General features: G+C 68.0%; 23 protein-coding genes. 16 read left to right on the top strand and 7 right to left on the bottom strand.

The window, feature by feature from the left end; translation table 11 throughout:
• Nucleotides 1–14 precede the first annotated feature (14 nt).
• A complete protein-coding gene (locus tag M9914_03005; GenBank protein ID MCO5173135.1) occupies nucleotides 15–443 on the bottom strand; it encodes a transcriptional repressor in 429 nt (142 codons plus the stop codon).
• 211 nt (nucleotides 444–654) lie between these two features.
• Here M9914_03005 and M9914_03000 point away from each other — a divergent pair, with 211 nt between their 5' ends.
• The 15 genes from M9914_03000 to menC all read left to right on the top strand — a co-directional run bounded on the left by M9914_03000 (nucleotide 655) and on the right by menC (nucleotide 17,227).
• Complete coding sequence (locus M9914_03000; protein MCO5173134.1) at nucleotides 655–1,392, top strand: hypothetical protein; 738 nt, start codon at nucleotides 655–657, stop codon at nucleotides 1,390–1,392.
• A 360-nt stretch (nucleotides 1,393–1,752) separates the two neighbouring features.
• Entirely contained in the window at nucleotides 1,753–2,970 is a 1,218-nt protein-coding gene (locus M9914_02995) for an ABC transporter substrate-binding protein (GenBank protein ID MCO5173133.1), read from the top strand.
• Complete coding sequence (locus M9914_02990) at nucleotides 2,967–3,884, top strand: sugar ABC transporter permease (GenBank protein MCO5173132.1); 918 nt, start codon at nucleotides 2,967–2,969, stop codon at nucleotides 3,882–3,884. Before M9914_02995 ends, M9914_02990 begins: the two co-directional genes overlap by 4 nt.
• Before the next feature lie 130 nt (nucleotides 3,885–4,014).
• Nucleotides 4,015–4,830 (top strand): carbohydrate ABC transporter permease, encoded by an 816-nt coding sequence (locus M9914_02985; GenBank protein ID MCO5173131.1) that lies wholly within the window; start codon nucleotides 4,015–4,017, stop codon nucleotides 4,828–4,830.
• Nucleotides 4,827–6,305 (top strand): DUF4127 family protein, encoded by a 1,479-nt coding sequence (locus M9914_02980; protein MCO5173130.1) that lies wholly within the window; start codon nucleotides 4,827–4,829, stop codon nucleotides 6,303–6,305. The genes M9914_02985 and M9914_02980 overlap by 4 nt, the downstream gene beginning before the upstream one ends.
• Entirely contained in the window at nucleotides 6,298–7,437 is a 1,140-nt protein-coding gene (locus M9914_02975) for a LacI family transcriptional regulator (GenBank protein MCO5173129.1), read from the top strand. Before M9914_02980 ends, M9914_02975 begins: the two co-directional genes overlap by 8 nt.
• A 2-nt stretch (nucleotides 7,438–7,439) precedes the next feature.
• Nucleotides 7,440–9,095: an FAD-dependent oxidoreductase gene (locus tag M9914_02970; GenBank protein ID MCO5173128.1), complete on the top strand. Its 1,656-nt coding sequence runs from the start codon at nucleotides 7,440–7,442 to the stop codon at nucleotides 9,093–9,095.
• A gap of 22 nt (nucleotides 9,096–9,117) precedes the next feature.
• Nucleotides 9,118–9,819, top strand: coding sequence for a hypothetical protein (locus M9914_02965; GenBank protein MCO5173127.1), 702 nt, complete (start codon nucleotides 9,118–9,120; stop codon nucleotides 9,817–9,819).
• 4 nt (nucleotides 9,820–9,823) lie between these two features.
• Nucleotides 9,824–10,573: a sugar phosphate isomerase/epimerase gene (locus M9914_02960; protein MCO5173126.1), complete on the top strand. Its 750-nt coding sequence runs from the start codon at nucleotides 9,824–9,826 to the stop codon at nucleotides 10,571–10,573.
• Nucleotides 10,574–10,614: 41 nt separating this feature from the next.
• Nucleotides 10,615–11,736, top strand: coding sequence for a Gfo/Idh/MocA family oxidoreductase (locus M9914_02955; GenBank protein MCO5173125.1), 1,122 nt, complete (start codon nucleotides 10,615–10,617; stop codon nucleotides 11,734–11,736).
• Nucleotides 11,737–11,851: 115 nt separating this feature from the next.
• Nucleotides 11,852–12,691: a MurR/RpiR family transcriptional regulator gene (locus tag M9914_02950; protein MCO5173124.1), complete on the top strand. Its 840-nt coding sequence runs from the start codon at nucleotides 11,852–11,854 to the stop codon at nucleotides 12,689–12,691.
• A 76-nt stretch (nucleotides 12,692–12,767) separates the two neighbouring features.
• Nucleotides 12,768–14,282, top strand: a complete 1,515-nt coding sequence (locus tag M9914_02945; protein ID MCO5173123.1) for an ABC transporter substrate-binding protein — start codon at nucleotides 12,768–12,770, stop codon at nucleotides 14,280–14,282.
• A 65-nt stretch (nucleotides 14,283–14,347) separates the two neighbouring features.
• Nucleotides 14,348–15,262, top strand: coding sequence for an ABC transporter permease (locus M9914_02940; GenBank protein ID MCO5173122.1), 915 nt, complete (start codon nucleotides 14,348–14,350; stop codon nucleotides 15,260–15,262).
• A complete protein-coding gene (locus tag M9914_02935; protein MCO5173121.1) occupies nucleotides 15,262–16,110 on the top strand; it encodes an ABC transporter permease in 849 nt (282 codons plus the stop codon). Before M9914_02940 ends, M9914_02935 begins: the two co-directional genes overlap by 1 nt.
• Nucleotides 16,111–16,120: 10 nt before the next feature.
• On the top strand, nucleotides 16,121–17,227 hold the full coding sequence (gene menC, locus M9914_02930; GenBank protein ID MCO5173120.1) for an o-succinylbenzoate synthase: 1,107 nt from the start codon (nucleotides 16,121–16,123) through the stop codon (nucleotides 17,225–17,227).
• Between the two features lie 193 nt (nucleotides 17,228–17,420).
• Here menC and M9914_02925 read toward each other — a convergent pair whose 3' ends face one another.
• The 6 genes from M9914_02925 to M9914_02900 all read right to left on the bottom strand — a co-directional run bounded on the left by M9914_02925 (nucleotide 17,421) and on the right by M9914_02900 (nucleotide 22,224).
• On the bottom strand, nucleotides 17,421–18,284 hold the full coding sequence (locus tag M9914_02925; GenBank protein ID MCO5173119.1) for a hypothetical protein: 864 nt from the start codon (nucleotides 18,282–18,284) through the stop codon (nucleotides 17,421–17,423).
• Between the two features lie 131 nt (nucleotides 18,285–18,415).
• On the bottom strand, nucleotides 18,416–18,808 hold the full coding sequence (locus M9914_02920; protein MCO5173118.1) for a hypothetical protein: 393 nt from the start codon (nucleotides 18,806–18,808) through the stop codon (nucleotides 18,416–18,418).
• A 38-nt stretch (nucleotides 18,809–18,846) separates the two neighbouring features.
• On the bottom strand, nucleotides 18,847–19,518 hold the full coding sequence (locus tag M9914_02915) for a sigma-70 family RNA polymerase sigma factor (GenBank protein MCO5173117.1): 672 nt from the start codon (nucleotides 19,516–19,518) through the stop codon (nucleotides 18,847–18,849).
• Nucleotides 19,519–19,527: 9 nt separating this feature from the next.
• Nucleotides 19,528–20,412, bottom strand: coding sequence for a hypothetical protein (locus M9914_02910; protein MCO5173116.1), 885 nt, complete (start codon nucleotides 20,410–20,412; stop codon nucleotides 19,528–19,530).
• A 419-nt stretch (nucleotides 20,413–20,831) separates the two neighbouring features.
• A complete protein-coding gene (locus M9914_02905) occupies nucleotides 20,832–21,482 on the bottom strand; it encodes a cation transporter (protein MCO5173115.1) in 651 nt (216 codons plus the stop codon).
• A 13-nt stretch (nucleotides 21,483–21,495) separates the two neighbouring features.
• Nucleotides 21,496–22,224: a hypothetical protein gene (locus tag M9914_02900; protein ID MCO5173114.1), complete on the bottom strand. Its 729-nt coding sequence runs from the start codon at nucleotides 22,222–22,224 to the stop codon at nucleotides 21,496–21,498.
• 195 nt (nucleotides 22,225–22,419) lie between these two features.
• Between M9914_02900 and M9914_02895 the strand changes: the two genes are divergently transcribed.
• Nucleotides 22,420–24,348, top strand: coding sequence for a hypothetical protein (locus tag M9914_02895; protein ID MCO5173113.1), 1,929 nt, complete (start codon nucleotides 22,420–22,422; stop codon nucleotides 24,346–24,348).
• Nucleotides 24,349–24,377: the final 29 nt, after the last annotated feature.

The following is a 24,377-nucleotide window of genomic DNA, read 5'->3' as shown; positions in this document are numbered from 1 at the left end:
GGCGCCGGGCCGGCCTAGGTGCGCTTCCTCAGGCGCCTGACGTGCAGCTCGAGCTTGTGGTCGACGACCTCGTAGCCGTGCAGCCGCGCGATCTCCTCGTGCAGCCGCTCGAACTCCTCCGAGGCGAACTCGATGACCGCGCCAGTCTCCACGTCGATCATGTGATGGTGGTGCCCGCCGAGGGTCGCCTCGTACCTGGCGCGCCCGTCGGTGAACGTGTGTTTCTCCAGCACGCCCTTCTCTTCTAGGAGGCCGACGGTGCGGTAGACGGTCGCGAGCGAGATGCCGGGGTCGGCGGCGGCGACGAGACGGTGGAGCTCCAGCGCGTCGGGGTGGTCGTCCGAGGCCCCGAGCACCTCCAGGATGATCCGCCGCGGCCCCGTGAGCCGCACGCCCCGCGCCTTCGCGAGGGCGACCAGGTCGTTCTTCGCCTTCTCGGCCATTCGTGAAACGTTACCATTGTCCCGTTCGCATCGGGGGCGCCGGTTGCGGCGGTCGTGCTGGACGCGCTTCTCCGCACCATCACTTCGTCATTCCTGCCGCTTAGGCGGTGGCCGTCGTGTGGAGCCGTTCACTATCTCGCCGAGCCAGGTATGCAACCGTCACCTGTTCACCGGCCGCCGGAACCCCGGGCGGTCGAGAGGAGGTCTACCCGTGAAGCGTTCACTTCCCGTCCTCATGTTGGGGGTAGTAGTCGCCCTGGCAGCGTGCACTCAGGCGCCAAGGACCGAGGAGCCGCCACCCGTGCCGTCGGTGGCAGGTACGGTCAACTACCCGACCCCCGACTTCAAGGTCCTCGGCGCCAGCATGGTGATGCTCGACCCCAGCGCGCTCACCTCCGCGACGATGACGGAGGTGATCCCCGGGCTGTTCGCCTCCGAGCCGGCGGCGATCGCCGCCGACGGCACGTTCGAGCTGCCCCTGCCAGCTGCCGAGGACATCCCGGCGTCTGTGCTGGCTCCTGCCGCCGACCTCGCCGAGATGGAGGACTTGATCGAGTGTCCGTTGACCGCTGACTCGATCACCGCGCGGGTGAGCTACCTCTACACGGCCGGCTTCATCAACCTGCCCGGGGTGGCCTTCCTGTCGATCATGGGCTCTGGCTTCAGCATCGCCACCACGGCCCCCGTGGACTTCGAGGGCCCCGGCGACATCAGCGACTACACCATCGTAACCTGGCTCTTCGCCACCGATGACGTGAGCGTGACGTCCGGCGCGGCAACGTGCAGCTTCGATAGCACCCCGCTCACGGTCGAGCTCGACCTGACGGCCGGCTGGAACCAGGTAGCGCTGTCCTTCCAACACGACCCGGACACGGGTGACGTGACCGGCGTCGTGTTCGGGAACGACGACACGGAGGAGCTGTACTTCAACCTGGTCGGCCCAGTCTGAGCTGACGTCCGCCGAACCAGGCTTCGTTCGCCGCCCTCGCCCCGGGTAACGGGGTGAGGGCGGTCTCGTCTCGTGGGCCGTGCTCGCGCGATCTTCCACGACAGCTTGCCGGTGGGCTTGACGAGAGGACGCGCTTCGTCTAGCCTATAGCCCAACGCTAATTAAGCGCTTTATCTGATCTCGCTCGGTCGTGACCCAACGGAAGGAGGGACCATCTCTCGCCTAAAGACGCGCGCCGGTCATCCGGACCGCCGGGCACACAGGAGAGCCTAGGACCTTGCACGATGCGGGTCGGCGGCTCCGTCCCCTCGCCGAACGACTAGGAGTACCACCGTGAGATCTGTTCTTAGAACCGCCTTGGTGATCGCTTGTATTGGCGCGACGGCGCTCGCACAACAGAGCTTGACCGTCTGGTACGCGGGGAACTTCCAGGATCAGATGGACCTCGTCAACAACGAGCTCGTGCCGGCCTTCGAGGCGGCGAACCCCGACGTGGACGTGACGGTCGAGTTCATCCCTTGGGGCGACCTGACCGCCAAACTCAATACCGCCTTCGCGACGGGCATGGTGCCGGACGTCTTCATGCACGGCCAGGCAGCCACCGCCGGGCTCGTCGCCGCTGATCGCCTAGCGCCACTCGACGAGTACCTCACCGGGTTCGATGTCGAGGACTTCGGACCGACCTTCGAACAGGGCGCCGTGGACGGCAAGCACTACCTGGCCCCCGTCTACGGGTCGGGCAACCTGCTCGTCTACCGCACGGACCTCTGGGAAGAGGCCGGCCTCGATCCCAACGCGCCCCCGACCACCTGGGAGGAGCTCCTTGACGCGGCTCGCAAGCTCACCGTCAGGGACGCGAGCGGCCAGATCAGGCGCACGGGTCTCCTGATAGGCTCGAGCGGCACGGCCATCCAGCAACCGTTCTCCTCCCTCCTCTGGCAAGCGGGTGGCTCCTGGTTCAGCGCCGATGGCACAGAGGTCGCGTTCGACAGCCCAGCGGCCGTCAAGGCCATAGCGTTCATGCAGGCGCTCTTCGACCCGGACACGGGTGTCACGCGCCTGGGGGAGAACCCCGGCGCCAGCCCCGTCAACCCGCTCGTCACCGGCCAAGCGGCCATGATGTTCGGCTCCATGGAGATGGTCTCCGGGCTACGCACCACCAACCCGGACGTCTTCGAACTGCTCGCGGTGGCGCCCCCGACCAAGGACGTCGAGCAGGCCGCCTTCTACTCGTTCGCCGGCTTCTTCATCTCCCAGGACAGCGGCCATAAGGACCAGGCCTGGCAGTACATCAGCTTCGCCCTCAGCCCCGAGTGGCTGGAAGCCTTCAACAGCGCTGCCGGCTCCCTGCCGCCCCGCTCCAGCCTCGCCGACGCCGACTTCCTGGCCTCTTCGCCGGCTCTCAAGGCCTACTCGGACAACCTGCGGTTCGCGCACGGCAACCCCAACGTCGCCGTCTGGGTCCAGGCCCGCGACATCACGGCGGCACACCTCGAGGCTGCCGTCTACGGACGGGAGACCGCCGAGGCGGCGGCCAAGGCCACGCAGCAAGAGATCGAAGCGTTGCTGAACCCGTGATAGCCGGAGGAGCAGGTCGGTCAGCGGCGAACCGCGGCAGGTCGAAGCTGTCCGCGCCCGCCAGGGCCGGCCTGCTCTTCGTCCTCCCGGCACTCGTCTACATCGTCCTGACGCAACTGCTGCCCGTGATCTACGCCCTGTACGTGTCCTTCACCGACTACTCGCCGCTCAACAGGGGCGCGCCCAGATGGGTCGGGCTGCAGAACTACCGGGCGATGATCTTCTCGCGCGAGTTCCAGAACGCCTTGTGGGTCACGGTGCGCTTCTCCGCGGCCGTCATCGTCCTGAACGTCGTCATCTCCCTAGCCCTCGCGCTCCTGCTCGAAGGGGCGTCGCGGGCGTTGCGGTGGCTGCAGGTCGTGCTCTTCCTGCCGATCGTGACGAGCGTGGCCGCAGTCAGCGTCGTCTGGCTGCTCCTCTACGACCGCGACTTCGGGCTGCTGAACCAGATCCTGAACGCCTTCGGGCTATCCAACGTCGGCTGGCTGAACACGGTCGCCTGGGCTCTTCCCAGCCTCGTGATCATGCGGGTCTGGCGCGGCGCCGGTTGGAACACGGTGATCTATCGCGCGGCTCTCCAGGGCGTCCCCCGCGAGGTGATCGAAGCGGCGAAGGTGGACGGCGCCTCGGCGTTCCAGCTGTTCCGGCAGATACTCCTTCCGCTCCTGCGGCCCATCACCGCGTACATAGTGATAGTCGGGCTCATCAGCACGTTGCAGACGTTCGCGGAGATCTACATCCTCACTTCCGGCGGCCCCCTCGGGTCGACGACCACGGTCGGCTTCCTGATCTACCGGCAGGCGTTCGAGTACGGACAGCTCGGGCTCGCCTGCGCGACGAGCTTCGTGCTCTTCGTCGTCATCTTCGCGCTCTCGTTCGGCAGCTTCGCGCTGGCCCGCAAGGGGATGACCTGATGCGCTCGAGCGAGCAGCCTTGCCGGGAAGCCGATAGCTCGCATGACGGCGTGCCCCGGGGCTCGGAGCTCCGGACCACCGGGAGGAGACCCTGAGCCGCGCCCGCTTCGCCTGCAACCTAGGCATCATCGTGACAGCCGCACTGGTGAGCATCCCGCTCCTATGGATGGTGATGAGCTCGATAAAGCCGTTCTCCGACATCTTCGCGTGGCCGCCGAGGCTGTTCCCGTCGTCCGTGACGTTCGAACATTACGCGAGGGTGCTGGAGGGCACGAACTTCCCGAGGTACTTCCTCAACTCGACGATCGTCGCGGTCGTGGTGGTCGTCTCCAACCTGCTCATCGCGTTGCCATGCGGGTACGCTTTCGCGCGCCTCCCGATCCCAGGCAAGGACGCTGCGTTCCTCGTCGTGCTCGGCACCATGATGATCCCCTCGCACGTGACCACCATCCCGCTGTTCATCCTGGCCCGTAACTTCCCGCTCATCGGCGGCAACGACCTCATGGGGGCCGGCGGCACGGGCCTGCTCAACACCTACTTCGGCATCGCGCTACCGCACTTGGTGCTCACGTTCACTATCTTCCTCGCGCGGCAGTTCTTCCTGGACCTGCCGGCGGAGATCCGCGACTCCGGGCGCATAGACGGTGCGAGCGAGATGCGCGTCTTCACGAGCCTCTACCTGCCTATCTCGCTGCCGATCGTGGCGACCATCGCGATCTTCTCTTTCGTCACCGCGTGGGACGACTTCTTCTGGCCGCTCGTCGTCACGACCACCGACCGGATGCGCACGGCCCAGATCGGGCTGTCGGTGTTCCGCTCCCAGTTCAGCTCCGAGTGGGGCGCGCTGTTCGCCGCCTCCGTGCTCATCGTGCTGCCCGTCGTCCTGGTCTTCCTCTTCAACCAGCGGCTCTTCATCCGCGGCCTCGCGACGGGAGCGACCAAGTGAGGACCGCGCTACTCCCGCTAGACGATCGGCCGTACAACCTCGCGTACGTCGTCCGCCTGGCCCGGCTCGTCGGCAGGGAGCTCCTGGTGCCGCCGTCCGACATGCTCGGCACCTTCTTCACGCCCGGGCGGCCCGCCGAGTGCGGGCGGTGGCTGCTCGAGCTCCCCGAGGACGTGGGGACCGTCATCGTCGCGCTCGACATGCTCACGTGCGGCGGCCTGCTGGCCTCGCGCTCCGAGGCCAGCGACGAGCGCGAAGCCCTGGAACGCCTGAGCGACCTCGAACGCCTGCGTGAAGAGCGCCCCGGCCTGCGGGTCATGGCTTTCGACACCATCATCCGCACGTCCCTGTCCGCCAGGGACATGGAGTCTCGGCGGGTTCACCGGCTGTTGCACCGGTTCACGACGCTAGAAGGCAAGCTCCGCAGCGCTCCCGACGCCGCGACCGCGGCCGAGTACGAACGGGTGGCCGGCGCGATCCCGTCCGAGGTCGTCCACCGGTACCGCGCCGTTCGGAAGCGCAAGCATGCCGTCAACCTGCGCGCCGTGGAGCTCGTGGCCGCGGGCGCGGTTGACGTGCTGCATCTCCTGATGGAGGACGTCGGCCCCGAAGGCGACAAGTACGGGATCCACAAGGAGGAGCAGGACGCGCTCCGTCGACTGGCCCGGGAACGGGGCGTGGAGGGAAGGGTCTTCCTGCAGAACGGCACCGATGAGGGCGCGTGCACGCTACTCGCGCGCTCCGTAACGACGGACCTGGGCTTGGAGCCGAAGTTCGCGGTGCGCTACTCGGCCCCCGACGGCGCCTCCCAGGTACCTACCTTCGAGGACCGGCCGTTCGGGGAGAACCTCGCCAGTTTCGTCGCGGCCGTCGGCGGTCGCTTCACGGACGACGTCGGCGAGGCGGACGCGGTGCTTGCCGGCCACACGCCGTACGGCGAGCCTCCCGATCTCGCCGCCTTCTGCGACGAGATCGCCCGTTTCGTCGACCAGGCCGTTCCCGTTGCGCTCGTCGACACGACTACGAACCAGGCCGACCTGGCGCTGATGGCGGCGCTGAGTGAGAGGATCGAGCTCGACAGGCTCAGCGCCTACTCGGCGTGGAACACCGCGTGCAACTCACTTGGAACCGCGTTGGCCCAGATCGTCCTCGCCGTGGCTTCGCGGGGCGAGCCCACGGCGGGCGAGATGAACCGCGGCCTCCTGCTCGAGCGTCTTCTCGACGACTACGTGTACGAGGGTATCGTCAGGCCGAAGGTCAACGACCGTCTGGAGCGAGAGGGGGTCAACCCGTGGGATCTGGCGGAGCGAGCGGACGAGGTGAGGGCGCAGGTGGCCACCGAGCTGGCTGCCGAGGCCAGGCGTACGCTCGAGCCTCGCGTCGCGGCGAGGTTCGCTTTCAGGGTCACTCTCCCGTGGCCGCGCACGTTCGAACCGGCGATAGAGGCGCGGGTGCTCGGAAGCGACCGTGGCTGAGCCGCTGAGCGACCCGCGCGGGCCGCGAGCGCGGGTGCGGCTCGTCGACGTCGCGAAGCGCGCAGGGGTCTCCATCGCCGTGGCGTCGACCATCCTCAACAACCGCGCGGCGAGCACCATCAGGGCGAGCGCGGAGACGGCCGACCGCGTGCGGGAGGCCGCACGCGAGCTGGGCTATTCGCCGAACCCCGTGGCGCAGCGCCTGGCGCGCGGTCGCAACCAGATCCTCGGCGTGTTCACGTTCGAACCCATCTTCCCCTTGACGCAGAAGAACTTCTACCATCCGTTCCTGATCGGCATCGAGCAGGAGGCCGAGGACCTGAGCTACGACCTCCTCCTCTTCACCAGCGCCCGGAGCGACCCGGGGAGGAGGCAGAGGCAGATATTCCGCGGCGGGGTCAACAGGCTGGCCCTCGCCGACGGCTCCATACTGCTCGGCCGCGAGGAGGACAGGTCGGAGGTGAGTCGGCTCATCGAGCAGCGCTACCCGTTCGTGTACCTGGGCCGCCGCGTCATCGACGGCGTCTCCGTGCCGTACGTCGGGGCCGATTACGTCTCGGCCACGGCCCAAGTCGTCGAGCACCTGGCTGGCCTAGGGCATCGGAGCTTCCTGTACGTTGGCTCACTCGGCGACCACGAGGCGAACCTGGACCGGCGCCTCGGCTACGCGCGGGCCCTTGCCGCGCTCGGGCTGCCGGACGACCCGGCCCGGCAACGCCGCATCCAGCCGGACGAGATCAGCGGCGAACAGCTGGAGGCGTGGCTTGGCGCTGGCGTCACCGCCTTCGTGGTCGAGGACGACATGGTGGCGACGCGGCTACTCGAGGTGGCGTCCGCGAAAGGGCTCGACGTTCCGGGGGACGTTTCGGTGGCGCTCTTGGGTGACGCACTCGAGCATGTCGAGGCGGACGTCCCGTGGACCATGTTCCGCATCCCCCGAGAGGCGATGGGCAGGCAGGCAGTGAGGCTGTTGGCCTCGCTCCTAGCCGCGAGGCCCTCCGGGCCGGGCTCGGACGCCGCCGCGGTCGGTGGCACGGCTCCGGGCGAGGCGTCTCGGCAGATCGTGCTCGGCTGCGCTCTCGTGCCCGGCGGCACTGCCGGCCCGGCGCCGGCTCGCCTCGGGGGCAGGTAGCCGTGCTGCCGAGGGAGCTGGCAGTAGACGTGGCGGTGATAGGTGGAGGGCTGGGCGGCGTCGCGGCTGCGCTGGCCGCCGCTCGGCTGGGCGCGCGGGTCCTGCTGACGGAGGAGACGTGTTGGCTCGGCGGGCAGCTGACCACCCAGATCGTCCCGCCGGACGAGCACCCGTGGATAGACAGCATGGGCTCGACGGGGCGCTACCGGGAGTTGAGGCGGCGCGTGCGCGACTACTATCGACGCAACTATCCGCTCACCGAGGCTGCCAGGGGCCAGGAGCGCCTCAACCCCGGCATGGGGTTCGTGAGCGAGCTGTGCGCCGAGCCACGCGTCGCCGTGGCGGTCATCGACGAGCTGCTCGCGCCCTACCGGGCGGCCGGGCGCTTGGCGGTGGAGAAGCGCGCGCGCCCCGTCGCGGTCGAGATGGACGGCGACCGCGTGGCCGCCGTCGTCGTGGAGGATGTGCGGAGCGGCGAGAGGACGTCCGTGGTGGCGCAGTACTTCCTCGACGCCACCGAGTTGGGCGACCTGCTGGAGCTTGGCGGTATCGAGCACGTCGTCGGCGCGGAAGGGCAAGGGGAGACGGGCGAGCCCCATGCCCTCGCCGAGGCGGACCCCCTGAACCAGCAGTCCCACAGCTGGTGCTTCCCCTTGAGCTACTACCCGGGCGATGACCACGTCATCGTGCGGCCGCAGGACTACGCCTTCTGGCGCGAGCATCACATACCCGGCTGGCCGGAGGCGCAGCTCAGCTGGACGGTCGTTCACCCCATCACGCTCGAGCCGCAGACGCGGCCCATCTTCGTCGGCAGTACGGATGCTCCCAACATCAACGACTTGTGGCACTTTCGCCGCATCCTGTACCGCGGCTACTACCCGGACGGCGAGTTCGCCAGCGACGTCACGGTCGCGAACTGGCCCCAGCTCGACTACACGCTCGGGCCGCTCACGGGCGTGGCCCTGGAGGAGCGCGCCAAGAACCTGGACGGGGCCAAGCAGCTGAGCCTCTCGATGCTGTACTGGATGCAGACCGAGGCCCCGCGCCTGGACGGCGGCACGGGCTACCCGGGGCTCAAGCTCAGGGCGGACGTGAGCGGGTCGCATGACGGGCTGGCCCTTCAGGCGTACGTACGCGAGTCGCGCAGGATCCGCGCGGAGTTCACCGTCCTGGAGCAGCACGTGAGCAAGGCGTGCCGGGAGTCGTTCGGGGGGGCGGCCGTGTTCGACGACAGCGTGGGCACCGGCTCTTACCGGATCGACCTTCACCCCAGCACGCGGGGCCGCAACTTCGTCGATATCAGCAACTACCCGTTCCAGCTACCCCTCGGGTCGCTGATACCGCAGCGGGTGGAGAACCTATTGCCCGCCGCCAAGAACATCGGCACCACGCACGTCACGAACGGTTGCTATCGGTTGCACCCGGTCGAGTGGAACGTGGGCGAGGTGGCGGGCGCCCTGGCGGCGTTCTGCCTCGAGCGCGGTCGAGTCCCTAGGCAGGTCCGCAACGAGCCGAGGCGCTTACGGGAGTTCCAGGACGTCCTGCAGGCGACCTTCGCCATCCCGCTCGAGTGGCCGGACGAGATCCGCCGGCTGCCGCGAGACCTACCGTTCGGAACCAGCGGTGCGTACGGACGCACCGGATCGGAAGACAGATGAGTCACGATGCCCGGAGCCTTACATGAGTAGCTTGATGGACCTGTTGCGAAGCGCCAGGCCCACGCTCTGCGTGAGCCTGATAAGCAACGATGCCGGACTGGCCAAGGCCGTCCAGGACGCCGGAGCGGACGGGATCAAGGTGCACGTCAACCTCGATCACCCCTATGCCAAGGTGCAGCTCGGCAGTTTCGAGCAGGAGGCCGAAGCGCTCGCCGAGGTCATCGCGGCCGTGGCGGTGCCCGTCGGCATCGTGCCGAGGGGCCGGCCCGGAACGTCGGTGCGCGAGGTCGAACGGTACAGGGAGTTCGGCTTCGCCTTCGTCGACCTCTACGCCAACGTCATGAACGCGGCGCTCCTCGCCGTGCCGGGGATCGAGAGATGGGCCGCCCCGAAGGGCCACTTCACCGGACCCATGCTCGCCGCGCTAGCCGCCACCGAGGGCATCGACGTCATCGAGGCGTCTTTCCTGCCGCCGGCCGAGTTCGGCTCGCCCCTCACGGTCGAGGACCTGGCTCACTTGCGAGCCGGTATGGCTGCCTTAGGCGGCATGGCCCCGCTCGTCTTGCCGACCGATCGGGGGCTCACGGAGGAGGACATCCCTGTCCTGGTGGACAACGGGATCGGCAACTTCCTCATCGGCTTCGCGGTGACCGGGAACGAGCCGAGCGGCGTCGTTCGGGCCACGGAGCGCTTCCGCCGTGCCATAGACTCTGCGGGAAGGTGAGACGATGACCAAGGGTCGGATCGCACTCCAGCTGTTCTCGCTGCGCGATGCCATCGCACAAGACATGGAAGGTACCCTCCGCCGCGTGGCCGCCATGGGTTACGCCGGCGTGGAGCCGTTCGGGCTCACGCCGGAGACGGCAGTGCAGACCAGGCGCCTCTGCGACGAGCTCGGGTTGGCGGTGCCAAGCGTCCACGTGCGGCTGCCGGAGGGCGCCGCGCGCGACGTCGTCCTGGACACGGTGGCGGCCTTGGCGCCCGAGCGCGTCGTAGGTGGCCTCGGCCAGGCGGAGTTCGGAGCGCTCGACAAGGTAGTGAGGGTGTGCGAGCGCCTGAACGCCGCCAACGCGGTCGTGACCGCCCAGGGTCTACCGTTCGGCGTGCATAACCATTGGTGGGAGTTCGAGGTCGTCGATGGCGTGCCGCCCTACCGCACCATGCTCGAGCGGTTGGATCCCAGCGTGTTCTTCGAGCTCGACGTCTACTGGATGCAGGCCGCGGGTGTGGACCCGGCGACCGTGATGCCGGAGTTCGCCGGTCGCGCGCGCCTGCTACACGTGAAGGACGGACCCGCCGAGGTCGGCCGCCCGATGGTGGCCCTCGGCGAGGGCGTGGTCGACGTCCCGGGCATCGTCCGTGCCAACGCCGCGCACACCGAGTGGCTCATCGTCGAGCTAGACGCGTGCGAGACGGACATGTTCGAGGCGGTCAAGAAGAGCCTCCAGTACCTTCAGGAGCTCGGGTCGGACCACTGAGCCCGGCGCGGTCGGCGGCCGCGCGGGTGACGGGAGCGCCGATGCCGAAGAGCGCGAGCGGCAGGACCGCCCTTCGAGGGGCGCAGTCGGAAGGGACGTCGAGCATGCAGCACAAGGTCGGTGTGGGCGTCGTCGGCTGTGGCACCATCAGCGACGTCTACCTGAGGAACCTCGGTCGTTCGGAGAGTGTGAAGGTCGTCGCCGTCGCCGACCTCGACGAGGAGCGCGCGAGGCAGAAGGCCGCGCAGCACTCGGTGGTCGCGGCGGCGAGCGTGGCGGAGCTCCTGGCCATGCCGGACGTCGAGCTGATCCTGAACCTGACGGTGCCCCACGCCCACGCCGACGTGGCCTTGCAGGCGCTCAGGGCCGGCAAGTCCGTCTACTCCGAGAAGCCGCTCGCTACGACGTTCGCGGACGGCGCGCTCGTGCTAGCGGAGGCCGCGAGGCGCGGGCTGCACGTCGGCTGCGCGCCGGACACGTTCCTGGGTGCCGGTCAGGAGACGTGCCGCGAGCTCGTGGCCGGCGGCGCCATCGGCGCGGTGGTGGGAGCAGTCGCGTTCATGGCCAACCACGGCATGGAGCACTGGCACGCCAACCCGGAGTTCTTCTACCAGCCCGGAGCCGGGCCGCTCTTCGACATCGGACCTTACTACCTCACCGCGCTCGTCAACCTGCTCGGGCCGGTGAGCAAGGTGGCGGGCGCTGTCAACACGGCTCAGGCGGAGCGACCCATCACGAGCGGACCGGCGAGCGGCAGGACCATCAAGGTCGGCACCCCCACGCACGTCTCCAGCCTGCTGACGTTCGAATCGGGCGCCGTCGCCACGCTGCTGTTCAGCTTCGACGTCTGGGCCACGCAACTGCCGCGCATGGAGGTCTACGGCACGCTTGGCACGCTCAGCGTGCCGGACCCCAACACGTTCGGTGGACCGGTGAAGCTCAAGCTCGCCGGCGAGGACGCTTGGAGCGAAACGCCCCTCGTGGCCGGCCCGCACGAGAACAGCCGGGGCATCGGCCTGGAGGACATGGCGGCGGCAATGCGCGGTGGCAAGCCTCACCGGGCGAGCGGCGAACTGGCGCTGCACGTCCTCGAGGTCATGGAAGCGATCCTCGCAGCGGGGCGGGAGTCGCGGGTGGTGGGGGTGGGGGTGCGCAGGGCTTAGGCGCTCGCTGCGCAGCGTCCGGTCGAGGGTCGTCCGCGCCCTCTGACCGGCTCTTGCTTGCTGCAATTATTCATGCAATACTCGAACCACTCTGAACGAGTCTTTGCAAAGCGAGATGCGAGGTCAGGTACGAGCGCACGTCTCGGAGCTGATAGCCGAGCACGCCGCTTCGTTCACACCCAGCGAGCGCCAGATAGCCAACCGCCTGCTTGGCGACCCTGTCGCGACGGGGTTCGCTAGCGCGACGGACCTGGCTCAGCAGCTTGGTATCTCCGCCTCGACGGTCGTGAGGTTCGCTCAGTCCCTTGGCTTTCGCGGCTGGCTCGAGCTTCAGGCGGCCATAAAACACGAGAGCACCGAGCGGCAGCGCCTGGTGGACATGGCGCCCGTCGAGGGCAGGTTCCTGACAGCCTTCATCAACACCGAGGTCTACAACCTCAACTACATGCTCGGTCAGGACGAGGAACTCGAGGCCGCGGCCGGGCTGCTGGCCGGTTGCAGCACGCTGTGGCTCGTCGGTAACCGGGCATCGCTCTTCGTGGCGAGCGTGGCCAACCACTTCCTGAACATGACCCGGCCGGGTGTGCGGTTGCTTGCCGGCGATGTCCACGTCACCCCGGACCAACTCTTGGATGTCGGACCAGGCCAGGCGGCGCTCGTCGTCTGCATCTCACGCTACTCGCAAGCCACGCTCGACCTGACGCGCTACCTGGCCGAGACCATGCCCGTCGTACTCCTGACAGACGAGTTCGCCTCGCCGCTGCTGCCGCATGCGACCGTTTGCCTGCGGTTCGCCACGGCCGGTGTGAGCAGCTGGAAGTCGAGCACCGCCGCGTTCTCGATGACGCAGGCCCTGGTCATGGCGGTCGCACGTAAGACCCCGGGCGCGCGGGAACGCCTCAACCAGGCCGAGGAGCTGTGGCGCGAGTTCGGCACCTACTCGGAAGAGCAGTGAGCGGGTCCATGTTCGGAAGGTGCCACTATCCGGCACCGGTTCGCAAGGTGCAGGAAGCACCATCGGAGGAGGAGTCATGAAGAAAGTAATGGCCGTCCTGTTCGCCGTCCTGCTGGCCACCGCTTTCGCGGGGCGCGGCACGGACACCCTCAACGTGGCGTTCGAGCGCACCATGCTGACGCTCGACACGTACGCGACGTCGGAGCGCCTAGCGCTGATCGTCGCCCACAACGTCGGCGACACGCTCATCCACCGTAACGCCGAGACGAACGAGTTCGAGCCCCACATCGCCACGTCCTGGGAGTACGCCAGCCCGACGGAGCTCGTGCTCCAGCTCCGCGATGACGTCAAGTTCCATAACGGCGAGACGCTGACGGCTGACGACGTCGCGGCCACACTGAACTGGGTCGTAGGCGAAGGCGCCGGCTTGGCCGGCACCGGCACCCTACAGTGGATCGACCACGTGGACGTGCTCGACACCTACTCGGTGCGCATCGTCCTCAAGGCGATGACCCCAACGGCCATCGAGACGCTAGCCCTGGTCGGCATCATCTACCCGGCATCTATCATCGGCCAGCCTGGCGGCGCCGAGCAGCTCGGGCAGCATCCCATCGGCACCGGACCCTACAAGTTCGTGAGCAACGAGAACAACCAGCTCCGTTTCGAACGCTTCGACGACTACTTCGTCGGCGCCAAGACGCTGCCCGCCATCAAGAACCTCGTCATCCACACGATCCCGGAGGAGGCCAGCCGCATCGCCTCGCTCATGACCGGCGACATCGACATCGTGCGCTCGGGCGGGATCTCGCCCGACCAGGTCGCGGCCCTCGGCGACCGCGCCAGGGCCGAGGCCGCCGACATCCTACGGATCTGGTTCGTCCAGTTCGACGCCACCGGGGTCAGCGGCAGCGACTACTTCACCGACGCGCGCGTGCGGCAAGCCGTGGCCCACGCCATCAACAAGGACGAGCTGGTCAACGGCCTCCTCTCCGGCTATGGGCGCATCATCGACGTCCCATGCAATCCGGTCCAGCTCGGCTGCGTCGAGGACGCCGCGGTCGTGTACGACTACGACCCGGCCCTCTCGCGCCAGCTACTCGCCGATGCCGGCTACCCGAACGGCTTCACCGTCGACCTTTACGGCTACCGCGACGAGCAGGTCGTCCAAGCCATCCAGGGCTACCTCGAGGAAGTCGGTATCCGCACGAACCTGCAGTGGTACGGCGGGCAGTACGACGTGGTGGCCAAACGCCTGGCTGCGGGCGAGCTGCCGATCTACGTCGGCTCGTGGGGCTCCAGCTCCGTGTACGACGCCTCCGCCGTCCTGAACATCCATTTCGAGGAGGGCGAGGTCGGCGAGTTCGCGACCGCGACGAACGACACCATCGACGCCGCCATCCGCGCCGCGCTCCAGACGGTCGACCTGGATGAGCGCATGGACCTCTACACCAGGGCCATCCACGAGATCACCGAGAACGCCTACATGTTCCCGCTGTACGCCGGCCGCGTGGTGGCCGGGGTCAGCAACGACGTCGACTGGTCGCCGTCGCCCGACGAGATCGAGCGCTACTACAACGCCACCTGGCGCTGAGCGCCCCGAGCGGTCGGTGGGTCGACGGTCGGCCCACGGACCGCTAGCGAAAAGGTGAACGCACCGTGATCGACTACATCGTCCAGCGCCTCGGCCAGGCCGTGCTCGTAGCCGTCATCCTCAGCGTCGTCACCTTCCTGCTGTTGTTCGTCGCCAAGGACCCGGCACGAGCTCTCGCGGCGCCGGACGCAACTGCCGCCGAGGTCGAGCTCCTCCGGCAGCGCTACGGCCTCGACGGCCCAGTGCCGCTGCAGTACGTGCGTTGGGCCGCCGCTGCCGTGCGAGGCGACTTCGGTAAGAGCCTCTTCAGCCAGCAGCCCGTCAGCCGCATCCTGCCACCCCGCATCGTGGCGACGGTGCAGCTCTCCGGCTTCGCGATCCTCATCACGGTCCTGGTCGCCGTTCCCCTCGGGGTCATCGCGGCCTTGCGGCGGGGCACGGTCGCCGACCTGCTTGCGTCAGCCCTCGCGGTCGCGGGGCAGGCGATGCCCATCTTCTGGTTCGGCCTCATGCTCATCGTCTTGTTCAGCGTGAAGCTCGGCTGGCTGCCAGTGAGCGGCCGCGGCACGTTCCGCCACCTCGTGCTGCCCGGTACCACGCTCGCCTTCTCCGTGCTACCGCTGACCATGCGCCTCACGCGCTCGGCGATGCTCGAGGTCGTCTCGCAGGACTTCGTGCGTACAGCCACGGCGAAGGGCGTGAGCCGCGCGGCCGTAGTCTGGAAGCACGCTGCGCGCAACGCCGCAACTCCTGTGGTCCTCGCTCTCGGCATGCAGTTCGGAGCGCTCCTAGGCGGCACGGTCGTCACCGAGACCGTCTTCGCGTGGCCGGGCCTCGGAGACCTGGCGGTCACCTCGGTGACCACCGCCGACCTCCCCGTGGTGCAGGCCATCGTGCTCTTCGCGGCCGTGGTCGTCGTAGCTTCGAACTTGCTCGCCGACGTGCTCGTCGGCCTCATCGACCCCCGGGTGCGCTACTGATGGCGCGGTTGTGGCGGTCGCTCGACAGCCGCTCAGGACGCATCGGGCTGGTAGTCTTCCTGGCCATCGTGCTGCTAGCCGTCTTCGCCCCAGCGGTGGCACCGCACAGCCCCTACCAACAAGCCATCGTCCGGCGCCTCAAACCCCCTGCGTGGGACGCGCGCGGTCAGGCCGAGAACCCGCTCGGCACCGATCAACTCGGCCGAGACATCCTCTCACGCGTCATCTACGGCAGCCGCATCAGCCTGCTCGTCGGTGCCGCCGCGGTCTTCGGGGCGGGCCTGCTCGGCTCGTTCCTCGGCCTGATCGCCGGCTACTTCGGCGGGCGGCTCGATTACGCCATCTCCACCCTGATCAACGCGGCCTGGTCGTTCCCGTTCATCTTGCTCGCCCTGATCATCGTCGCCGTGCTGGGCGCGAGCTTGCAGAACCTGATAATCGCGCTCGTCGCCACGAGCTGGGCCGCGTTCGCTCGCATCGTGAGGGGGGAGGTCGTCGCCCTACGGGAACGCGAGTACGTGTCGGCGGCGCGGAGCATGGGCATGCGGTCCTGGAGGGTGGTAGTCAGGCACGTCCTACCGAACGCTTCCGCTTCCATCCTCGTCATCGCGAGCATCGAGTTCGGAAGGGCCATCATCCGCGAGTCGTTCTTGAGCTTCCTCGGCCTCGGCGTGCCCCCGTCGATCCCGTCATGGGGTGGCATGCTCAGTGAGGCCAGGCCTTACATCTTCACGCTGCCACACCTCGTCACCATCCCAGGGGTCATGATCTTCGTCACCACCTTGAGCGTCAACCTGTTCGGCGACGGGCTGAGGGACTCCCTCGACCCGCGCCTGCGCAAACGTTAGGAGCGTCAAGTTGAGAATCGACCGGCTGGAGCTCACCGAGGTGCCACTACGCCTCAAGTCCCCGTTCCGCACCAGCTTCGGCGTTGAGCAGGACAGGCGGATCGTCATAGCGTCCCTGGTCTGCGACGGGGTCACCGGCATCGCCGAGTGCGTCGCCGGCGAGTTCCCGGGCTACTCCTACGAGACGACGGACACCGCGTGGCACGTGATTTCGGACTTCATCGCCCCTGCGGTCGTCGGCAAGGAGTTCGAGTCGGCCGCCGCGCTCTTGCACGCCCTGAGCTTCATCCGCGGCCACAACATGGCCGTCGCCGCGGTCGAGATGGCCTACTGGGACCTCAAGGCGAAGCAGCTGGGCGTGCCCCTGTTCGAACTGCTTGGCGGCACGGACCGGCCCATCCCCGTCGGCATCTCGCTCGGGATCCAGGACAGCGTGCAGGCCACCGTCGACCTCGCCGCCGCGAGCGTGGCGCAGGGCTACGGACGCATCAAGCTCAAGATCGAGCCCGGTTGGGATCAGCAGCCGGTGCGGGCCGTGCGCGAGGCGCTGCCTGGCATCTCCTTGACCGTCGACGCGAACAGCGCGTACACCCTGAACGACGCCCCCGTGCTCGAGAGCCTCGACGAGTTCGGCCTCACCTACATGGAGCAGCCCCTCGCCCACGACGACATCTTGGATCACGCGGAGCTGCAAGCGCGCATCGGCACGGCCATCTGCCTCGACGAGTCCATCCACTCCCCGGAGGACGCCCGCAAGGCCCTGACGATCGGTGCCGGGCGCATCATCAACATGAAAGTAGGCCGCGTGCGCGGGTTCCGCGCGGCGCTGGCCATCCACGACATCGCCGCGGCGTTCGGCGCGCCCGTCTGGTGCGGCGGCATGCTCGAGAGCGGCGTGGGACGGGCGGCCAACCTGCACCTGTCGTCGTTGCCGAACTTCAGGCTGCCGGGCGACACGTCGTCCAGCTCGCGCTACTGGGACGTCGACATCATCAACGAGCCGTTGGAGGCGCGTGACGGGGTGCAGGCGATCCCCAAGTTCGGGGCCGGCATCGGGGTAACCCTGAATACCGAGTACGTGGCGCGGGTCGCTAGTCGGAAGGCCCATTGGGGGTAGGGGTCGCCCTAGGGGCAGACCCCGCCCAAGGCAGCCCTACCCGCAGACGTCAGAGCGTCTGGGCGGGCGCTCCACTTGACGATCCCAAGTGGCCGGTGTTGCACGCGCGTGAACGGTTCAGCGAGTCGGCCCTTGGCTCGGAGCCGAGGTAGATGCGCTCATGGCTCGGTAGGGCTGCCGCAGCCGGCTCTCGCTAGCGATTCCCATGCACGACCCCATCTCGGCCGGGACGGCCTTGAGCGCTTCGTCGTCTATGTCGGGCAGGGCCATCAGCGCCTCGGCCGTCCCTCACGACCTCCTCGCCTCGCCTCTCCCCTGTAGGTGAGCCCGGCCCTTCAAGGGCCCCTTTCGGGTCGAGGCGGGCCAGGGGGCCGTCCCCGACACTTTCCAACCAGTTGGCGAGAGCCTCCCGCGGGGCGGAGCCTATCACGCTGACGGTGAACCTACCCACTTGCCGGCTGGCGATGTGCTCGGCCTCGGCAGGCAGTTTCGCTTGCCGTTCGTAGAGGAGAACGACTAGGGCGTCCAGCCCGTCCCAGTACGTGACCCTGAGTGCAGGCACGCCCCTACCCAACTCGATGCGTTGGACGGCGATCGCGGTGTAACCGGTCGGCGCCGTGGCAGGGTTCAAGAGACGCGCAAGCTCGAAACCGCCGAGAGCGGCCCTTGGCGTCGATAGGTCGCGCGGCGCCGCGCGCTGCTCAATGCGCCTAATCCGTTCGTAGCGGCCGGTCGCGACGACCTGCCCCGCGGAATCGGTCAAACGGTACGCGAGGCGAGCGCCCGTCTCGGCGTCCAGCCAGAACGTCCAGTCTGGCGTCAGGGGGCCACGTCCCTCGAGCCTGAGGACCTCCAGAGGCCTGTCCGTAACCGCTTCCGCTCGCAGTGCTTCAGCCGGCAGGACCTCCAAGGTGAACGCCCTGAGGACCAGTGCCGCCGTGATGCCCACGGGCAAGACGAACCCTCCTCTCGCCTCATCATCCGACCTCACTCCGGGAAGTAGCACTCGCTCCTCCACCGTGCCGATCACGTCAAAATCACGTTCGGCGGCGATCATGCGCTCTAGCATAGCCACGGCCGCCGGGTCCTGCACCACTTCGGCTCGCCTGCTCCCCTGGGCCCACGTCAGGCTGCCGGCTATGAGTACGATGGCGGCCACTCCGCAGTGGGCGAGCCTATGTACCCGTCTCACGGTTCTTCCTGGCTTATCGCTTCGAGAGCTAGGCCGTACTGCAGCACCACGGCCTCGAGTTGAACCGACTCGCTCTCGCGCGAAGGCATGGCGGTGCCCATGCGGAACGAGACCGCCACGAGGGCTGCCACGGCGAACCCGGCCGCTATGGCCGGCCACCCCCACCGTTTCAATCCCGAGCGCCTGCTCAGGGTGCGGCTCCCAAGCCGCCTCCTCACCTCGGCACGGATGGCGTCGGCGGCTTGGCGGTCGTCATCATCGACCCGCAGCGAGTTGGACATGACCTTGAGGTCGTTCAGGTAGGCACGGCTCACCGGGTCGGTGTCCAGTTCGGATTCGACGACCGCCACCTCATCGGGGGCGAGTTCGCCGTCCAAGTAGACGCTCAAGCGCTCACGCCGCTCGGTCGTTAACGGATGTAACGGTGTCATGGTGCGACTCCCACTCGCGAGAGTTCGTCGCGCAACATAGCCCTGGCCCGTGCCAACCTGCTCCGCACCGTGCCCATCGGAACGCCGAGGACTTCCGCGACCTCCTCGTACCCGAGTCCACCGAACTCCCTCAACGTCAGCGCCTCCCGGTAGGCTAGCGGTAACCGCAGGACCGCTTCCTCGAGCAGCCTGTAAGTGTCGTTCGACTCCGTCACCTCGGCCGGCCCGGACTCGTTGCCGGCCGCGTCCTCCAAGGCATCGCTCGGCAGTGTCGGTCGGGACCAGCGTTTACCGACCCGGCGGCAGCGGTTGACGACGATGCCGTGCAGGTAAGTACCGAAGCTAGCGTCGCCTCGGTACTTACCCAGGTTACGGAAGGCCGCCATCAAGCTGTCTTGCACCACGTCGCTGGCCAAGTCGTTGCCAACCAACCTGCGCGCCACGGCGTGCAGAACGGGCGTGTAGCGCATCACGAGCGCGTCGAAAGCGTCCGGATCACCGTACTTCGCGGCCGCTACCAGGCGCGTATCATCGATGTTACCGGCCTCACTGCGATCCGGCGCCCAGGCGCTGGGAGCGCTCCACGCCGGAAGTGACGTAACGAGGTGCTTGCCCCCCGCCTGCGTCGAGCAGGCGGGGCGGCGGGCTAACGCGAACGAAGTGGACATCGAGTCACATCACTCGTCGGTGGCGACGACGACAAGCACGCCTTGCACGGTATCGGTGTACGGGTCCTGGTACTCGCCATCCACCATGGTAAGGTCCGTGGTCCGAGCGTAGTTGAGTGCAGTGACGAAGGCCAAGTGCATGCCGGACCTGGCATCCTCCCCTACCCACACGTTACCGCTATAGACATCGTCTTCGGCAATCGCGTCCGGCGCAACGCCGTCATCTGTCAACAAGCCGTGGGGGCGCAGGTGGCGGCTACGCACAGCGACTATGAAGTCGTCGCTCGAAGTCGGTTCCGTGAGGGTGATATAGGCCAGGTTATCGTTCGTACCGCTTTGGAGGACCTGAGGCTTGAGAGTCACGTCTTCGACCGTCGCCGCGTTGACGCCCTGCTTCAGCCCAGTGCTCTCGGCGCCCGTCAGGTGCCAGGTCCCGTCCGTCCGCGCTAGGTGAAGCGTCAGGACGCCTTCCATCTCGATGGGCTTGCTCCCGACGAGGGAACGGGGGAGAGAGAGGTCCGGGTACACCTGCCAGATCTGGGCGGTTCCCTTGACGGTGATGCCGATCTCCGCCGTTGCCGTCGCCGGCTCCGATAGGCCGTCATACACGAGGCTGAGGAGGTCGCGTTCACGGCTCATGTCCGTGCGCCTGATCATGAGTAACGGCTCTGACGCGGCCGTGCTGAAAGCGCCGCTACCTTCGCTTCCGAGCGCCGAATAGGTGGCGAGTACGCTCGCAGTCGCGATGTCCGCCGTGTCGGTCTGCGAAGCTCCGAAGAACGCGTCGTCGACGGCAGCCAGGGCCGCCACCTGTGCGGCTGCCTCCTCGCTCGTAGCCGTTGGTTGCCCACACCCCACCAGGCCGACGACGACGAGCAGTCCGGTTGCGGCCATGCGGGGCCAGCGAGCGAGTGGTGATGAAGTTATGGTGCGAAGGGACTTCACAGCGAACCTCCTAGGACGAGCGCCCATCGAACCTGGGCCTCTACCTAGTTGGAGTCATCTGAGCGCGGAAAAGTTCCAAGGCCGCCTGCCGCAGCCAGGGGGACGGCTGCTGCACCACTCGACGGAGCCCGGGAGCGACCCCGTTTCCCCGGCACCGGCATCGTCGCACCGCTCAGGATCGAGCCGTCCAGCGCCACCTTGCCGGATGACGCCTGTGACCCCAGGATATCCGGTGCCGCGGATGAACCCGGGTACGGTGACTTCTTTCCTGGGCGCCTCTCCCTTCGCGCAGGCACGGCTTACGGCGCTGCGTTGCCGTAATCACCTGCGCACGACATGGGGTCATCGTGCGTTGCTCCTTGGCGGCGTCACCGCGCCTTGGCCCGCCGGAAGCTCAGCGCCTGGAGGATCAGGTAGCAGGCCACGAACATGGAGCCCAGCGTGTCGACGTAGCGCGTCACCGGCTGGGTCGGGATGAGCGCTACGGTGAGGAGCGCCGTCGTGACCGCGAGGTCGACCATGGTCTTCGCTCGGTAGAGCTTGAGTTGCCCCGCCAGGACCGGGTCGGGGGAGTGGTGTAGCAGCCTCGTGTACCTAACCCAGAAGGTCGCGTTGACGCCCCCGCCCAACACGGCCACGATCAACCCGACGATCACGTTGCCGCCCGGCGCGTAGTTCAAGAAGCGGTAGCCACCGATGAGGAGCATGATTACGCCGGAGATCGCCATGGCGACCGCCACACTCGTCTCGGACCTGCGCTCCAGGCTGAGCCGCTCCGCGTCGGAGGCGACGCGTTTACGCCGGCGGAACGTCCACCAGCCCGTGAAGAGTGCCACCAGCTCCAGCGTCCGGCGGATGGCGTCGGCGATCTGGGTCGCCGACGAACTCATGGCGACGGCGATACCCGTCACGACCGGACCAGGGGCGCTCAACAGCCATGAGGCGAGGAGCGTGCGTTCGCTCTTGGCAGTGTGCTGGCCGGCCCCCGGTCGCGAAACGTCGTGCGGGGCGCTGTTCATCTGAGGGCGCCGATCAGAGGACTCCTAGCCGCCCGAGCAGCGTCACGACCGCGAGCAGCCAGGTGAACGTGCCCAGGGGGACGGTGACGGTATCGAGGCCGTTTCGGGTCACGAGTTCGACCACGGCCGTCACGGGCGCCACCAGCAAGGCAACAAGGAGGCACGCGTACCACGGCCAGGCGGTGTAACCGATGAGCGTGACGAGGATGGCGGCAGCGGCGAACACGACCATGGCGATGGTGCCCTCCGTCGTCTTCTTGTTGTCCACCCACGGGTGGCTGAGCCTGTGCCTGCCCCACTTCTTGCCGACGAGTGCCGCGGCCGCGTCGCCGAACCCCCACCCCATGATCGGGGCCACGACCATGAACTTGGAGTCCGGATCTAGCCAACCCCAACCGAGGGCGAAGAGCACGGCCATGGTGAAGAACATGAGCGCCAGGCTCGAGCGGACCTCGCCCGGGTGCCGCTCGTGGAGGGCTCGCATGAAGCGTGGGTAGCGACCTGCCCAACTGATCACGATGTAGAAGAGCACGCCGAACCCCAAGAGCATGCCCGCCGCGAGCTGCCAGGAGGTCAAGAGGTGCAGCGGCACGAACATGGACCCAGCCACGCTGATGTGGAACAGCTTGCGGACCAGCTCACCAGGCGGTTTGAGCAGGCGCCGCACCGCGAGGAGCACTATGACCACTGCGACGTAGTAGGCCAGGAAAGCTGCGCTACCGATCAATGCTTCTCGAAGCACCTGCGTCACCTTCCCCACCGAAAGACGCCTCGCCCGCTCTTACAGGGGCATTCTTGGGAGCAATGTACCGTTCTGGCGGCGGTGTTGCCAGGTCGGGAAGTCCCTCAGGCTGCGCGTCGGTGCGCCGCCGGCTGGGTGGGCCCCGGCTCGGAGGTGTTCTGACTCGCCGGGTGACACCATCCTTTAGGCTTGCGCATGGCCACCGTCCTGCCTCGCTCGACCGTCCCGTCCGCGGCGGAGCTCGTTCTCCAGACGCTCGCCAGGAGCGGCGCGGAGGGCGCCATGCACGAGTTCTGGCTCTTTGCGGGCGAGCCGCGACGGCGCGCCACCGAGCGCGAGCTGGCCGCGGCTGGATGGCACGTGCGCCTGCACAGCGCCTTCAAGCCGTTGGTCAGCGAGCTCCTGGAGCGGAGGGCCGAAGTGGAACGCTTCGGCATTCCGACCGCTTTCACCGTCGCTTACCCGACGCATCCGGCCGCCGCGGCGAACCGCTTCCGGCTCGAGGCGTACCCGCTGTCCCGGCTCGTGGAGCGTTGGTGGCCGGGTGCGTCGCTGACGTTCGCGAGGGGGCCCTTGCCCAGCGCGGCGTCGCACGTGCCTCCGAGCGGCGCCGCGCACTCTCCGGCCGCCACGTCGGAACTCCGCTACACCGTGCGGATCGTGCGCCCGGGCGGGGAGGGGGCTCTCGACGTCTTCGCACCGAACCGCGTCGTACGCATGCTGGATCGCGAGGCCCTCACCCCATGCGGGTGGTGGCGTGTCACGCTGCCGGACGGCACGGTGGCGCGCAGTGAGCCGTGGGAGACGGATTACGAGCGGCTGTACCGGCTCGTGCTGGAGGCCGTCGTGGCCCAACCGTGGTCGGGCCGAGGACCGCACTTCGACCAGCTGCGCATCGAGGTCGAGCACGACGGCATCGAGCTTCGCCTCCCTGTCGGCCACGACCGCCTCGACACGGCCGAGGCGCTGCACGAGGAGCTGTACTTCTCGCTGCTGGAGCGGTTCACGCGCCTGGCCGATCTCCCCGACGGCGACCGGCGGTTGCAGCCGGGCCAGATCGTTCCCCTCGTCAGGAACGTCATCGGGGGCAAGAACACCGTGAGCGTGGCTACCGTGAGGGTGTCCGCTCGCGAGAAGCCATCGGCCCCTTCCCCTCCCGGCAGGACCGGTGGCTCCGTCCGGGCCGCGGCAGGCGCCGGCCGGCGCGGGGTGGCAGCGGACCGACCGGGCAGGGCGCTCGGCCCCGAGGAGCTTGCCCGGTTACGGGAAGCGCCGACGGAACCGGACGTTCTGGCCACCGTCCTCGACCTGCCGGGGGAGCGCCTGTCGGAGCGTACGGCGAGAGGGCGCATGGTCCACGGGGTATGGCGGCCTGGAACCAGGCCGGCCGTGATCCTCAACGGCGGCCAGCACGCGAACGAGACGTCCGGCGTCGTCGGCGCCCTGCGCGCAGCGCGGGAGCTCATCGCGGACCCGGATGCCGGCGTCGGCGTCGTCGCCCTGGAGAACCCCGACGGCTACGCCCTGCACGCCGAGCTATGCGCGCGGGTCCACGCCGAACACATGCACCACGCCGCGCGCTACTCGGCGCTCGGCGACGACCTCGAGCACCGGAGCGACGAGGCCCCCTTCGAGAGCGCGGTGCGGCGGCGACTCATGGCGAAGAGCGGGGCGGGGCTCCTCGTCAACCTCCACGGCTACCCTGCTCACGAGTGGGTGCGCCCGCTGACCGGCTACCTGCCGCACAAGTTCGAGTGGTGGGCCGTGCCGCAGGGCTTCATCCTCATAGCGCGCTACCAGCCCGGCTTCGGCGAGCTCGCCGAACGGCTCCTGCGTGTCGTGGCGCGCGAGGTGCAAGAGGCGGTCCCGGCGCTCGTTGCCTTCAACACGGAACAGCTCGCCGCCTACGCGGCGCACGCGGGCAAGCTCCTCTTCCCGCTGGAGGGGGGCGTGCCGTTGGTGCTCTCCGAGGTGAAGCGACCAGGCCCGGCCGTGCAGGTCATCACCGAGTACCCGGACGAGACCGTGCATGGCCGCGAGTTCGTTCTGGCGCACGAGGTGCAGTACCGGGCAACCGTGGCGGCGGCGCGGGAGTGGTGGGAGACGGCGGTCGAATGGCTTTGACACTACGGTCTAATAAGACTATAGTCTAA

It is taken from the genome of Trueperaceae bacterium (assembly GCA_023954415.1).
Lineage (GTDB): Bacteria > Deinococcota > Deinococci > Deinococcales > Trueperaceae > JAAYYF01.
The sequence above is the reverse complement of the archived record's forward strand: the minus strand, read 5'-3'. Positions and strand labels throughout refer to the sequence as shown.

Coding starts and splice junctions, on each gene's coding strand:
- M9914_02945 (MCO5173123.1), top strand. CDS start 12,768: ATGAAGAAAGTAATGGCCGTCCTGTTCGCCGTCCTGCTGGCCACCGCT.
- M9914_02965 (MCO5173127.1), top strand. CDS start 9,118: ATGAGTAGCTTGATGGACCTGTTGCGAAGCGCCAGGCCCACGCTCTGC.
- M9914_02950 (MCO5173124.1), top strand. CDS start 11,852: ATGCGAGGTCAGGTACGAGCGCACGTCTCGGAGCTGATAGCCGAGCAC.
- M9914_03005 (MCO5173135.1), bottom strand. CDS start 443: ATGGCCGAGAAGGCGAAGAACGACCTGGTCGCCCTCGCGAAGGCGCGG.
- M9914_02915 (MCO5173117.1), bottom strand. CDS start 19,518: ATGTCCACTTCGTTCGCGTTAGCCCGCCGCCCCGCCTGCTCGACGCAG.
- M9914_02960 (MCO5173126.1), top strand. CDS start 9,824: ATGACCAAGGGTCGGATCGCACTCCAGCTGTTCTCGCTGCGCGATGCC.
- M9914_02935 (MCO5173121.1), top strand. CDS start 15,262: ATGGCGCGGTTGTGGCGGTCGCTCGACAGCCGCTCAGGACGCATCGGG.
- M9914_02925 (MCO5173119.1), bottom strand. CDS start 18,284: ATGATCGCCGCCGAACGTGATTTTGACGTGATCGGCACGGTGGAGGAG.
- M9914_02895 (MCO5173113.1), top strand. CDS start 22,420: ATGGCCACCGTCCTGCCTCGCTCGACCGTCCCGTCCGCGGCGGAGCTC.
- M9914_02905 (MCO5173115.1), bottom strand. CDS start 21,482: ATGAACAGCGCCCCGCACGACGTTTCGCGACCGGGGGCCGGCCAGCAC.
- M9914_02910 (MCO5173116.1), bottom strand. CDS start 20,412: ATGGCCGCAACCGGACTGCTCGTCGTCGTCGGCCTGGTGGGGTGTGGG.
- M9914_02955 (MCO5173125.1), top strand. CDS start 10,615: ATGCCGAAGAGCGCGAGCGGCAGGACCGCCCTTCGAGGGGCGCAGTCG.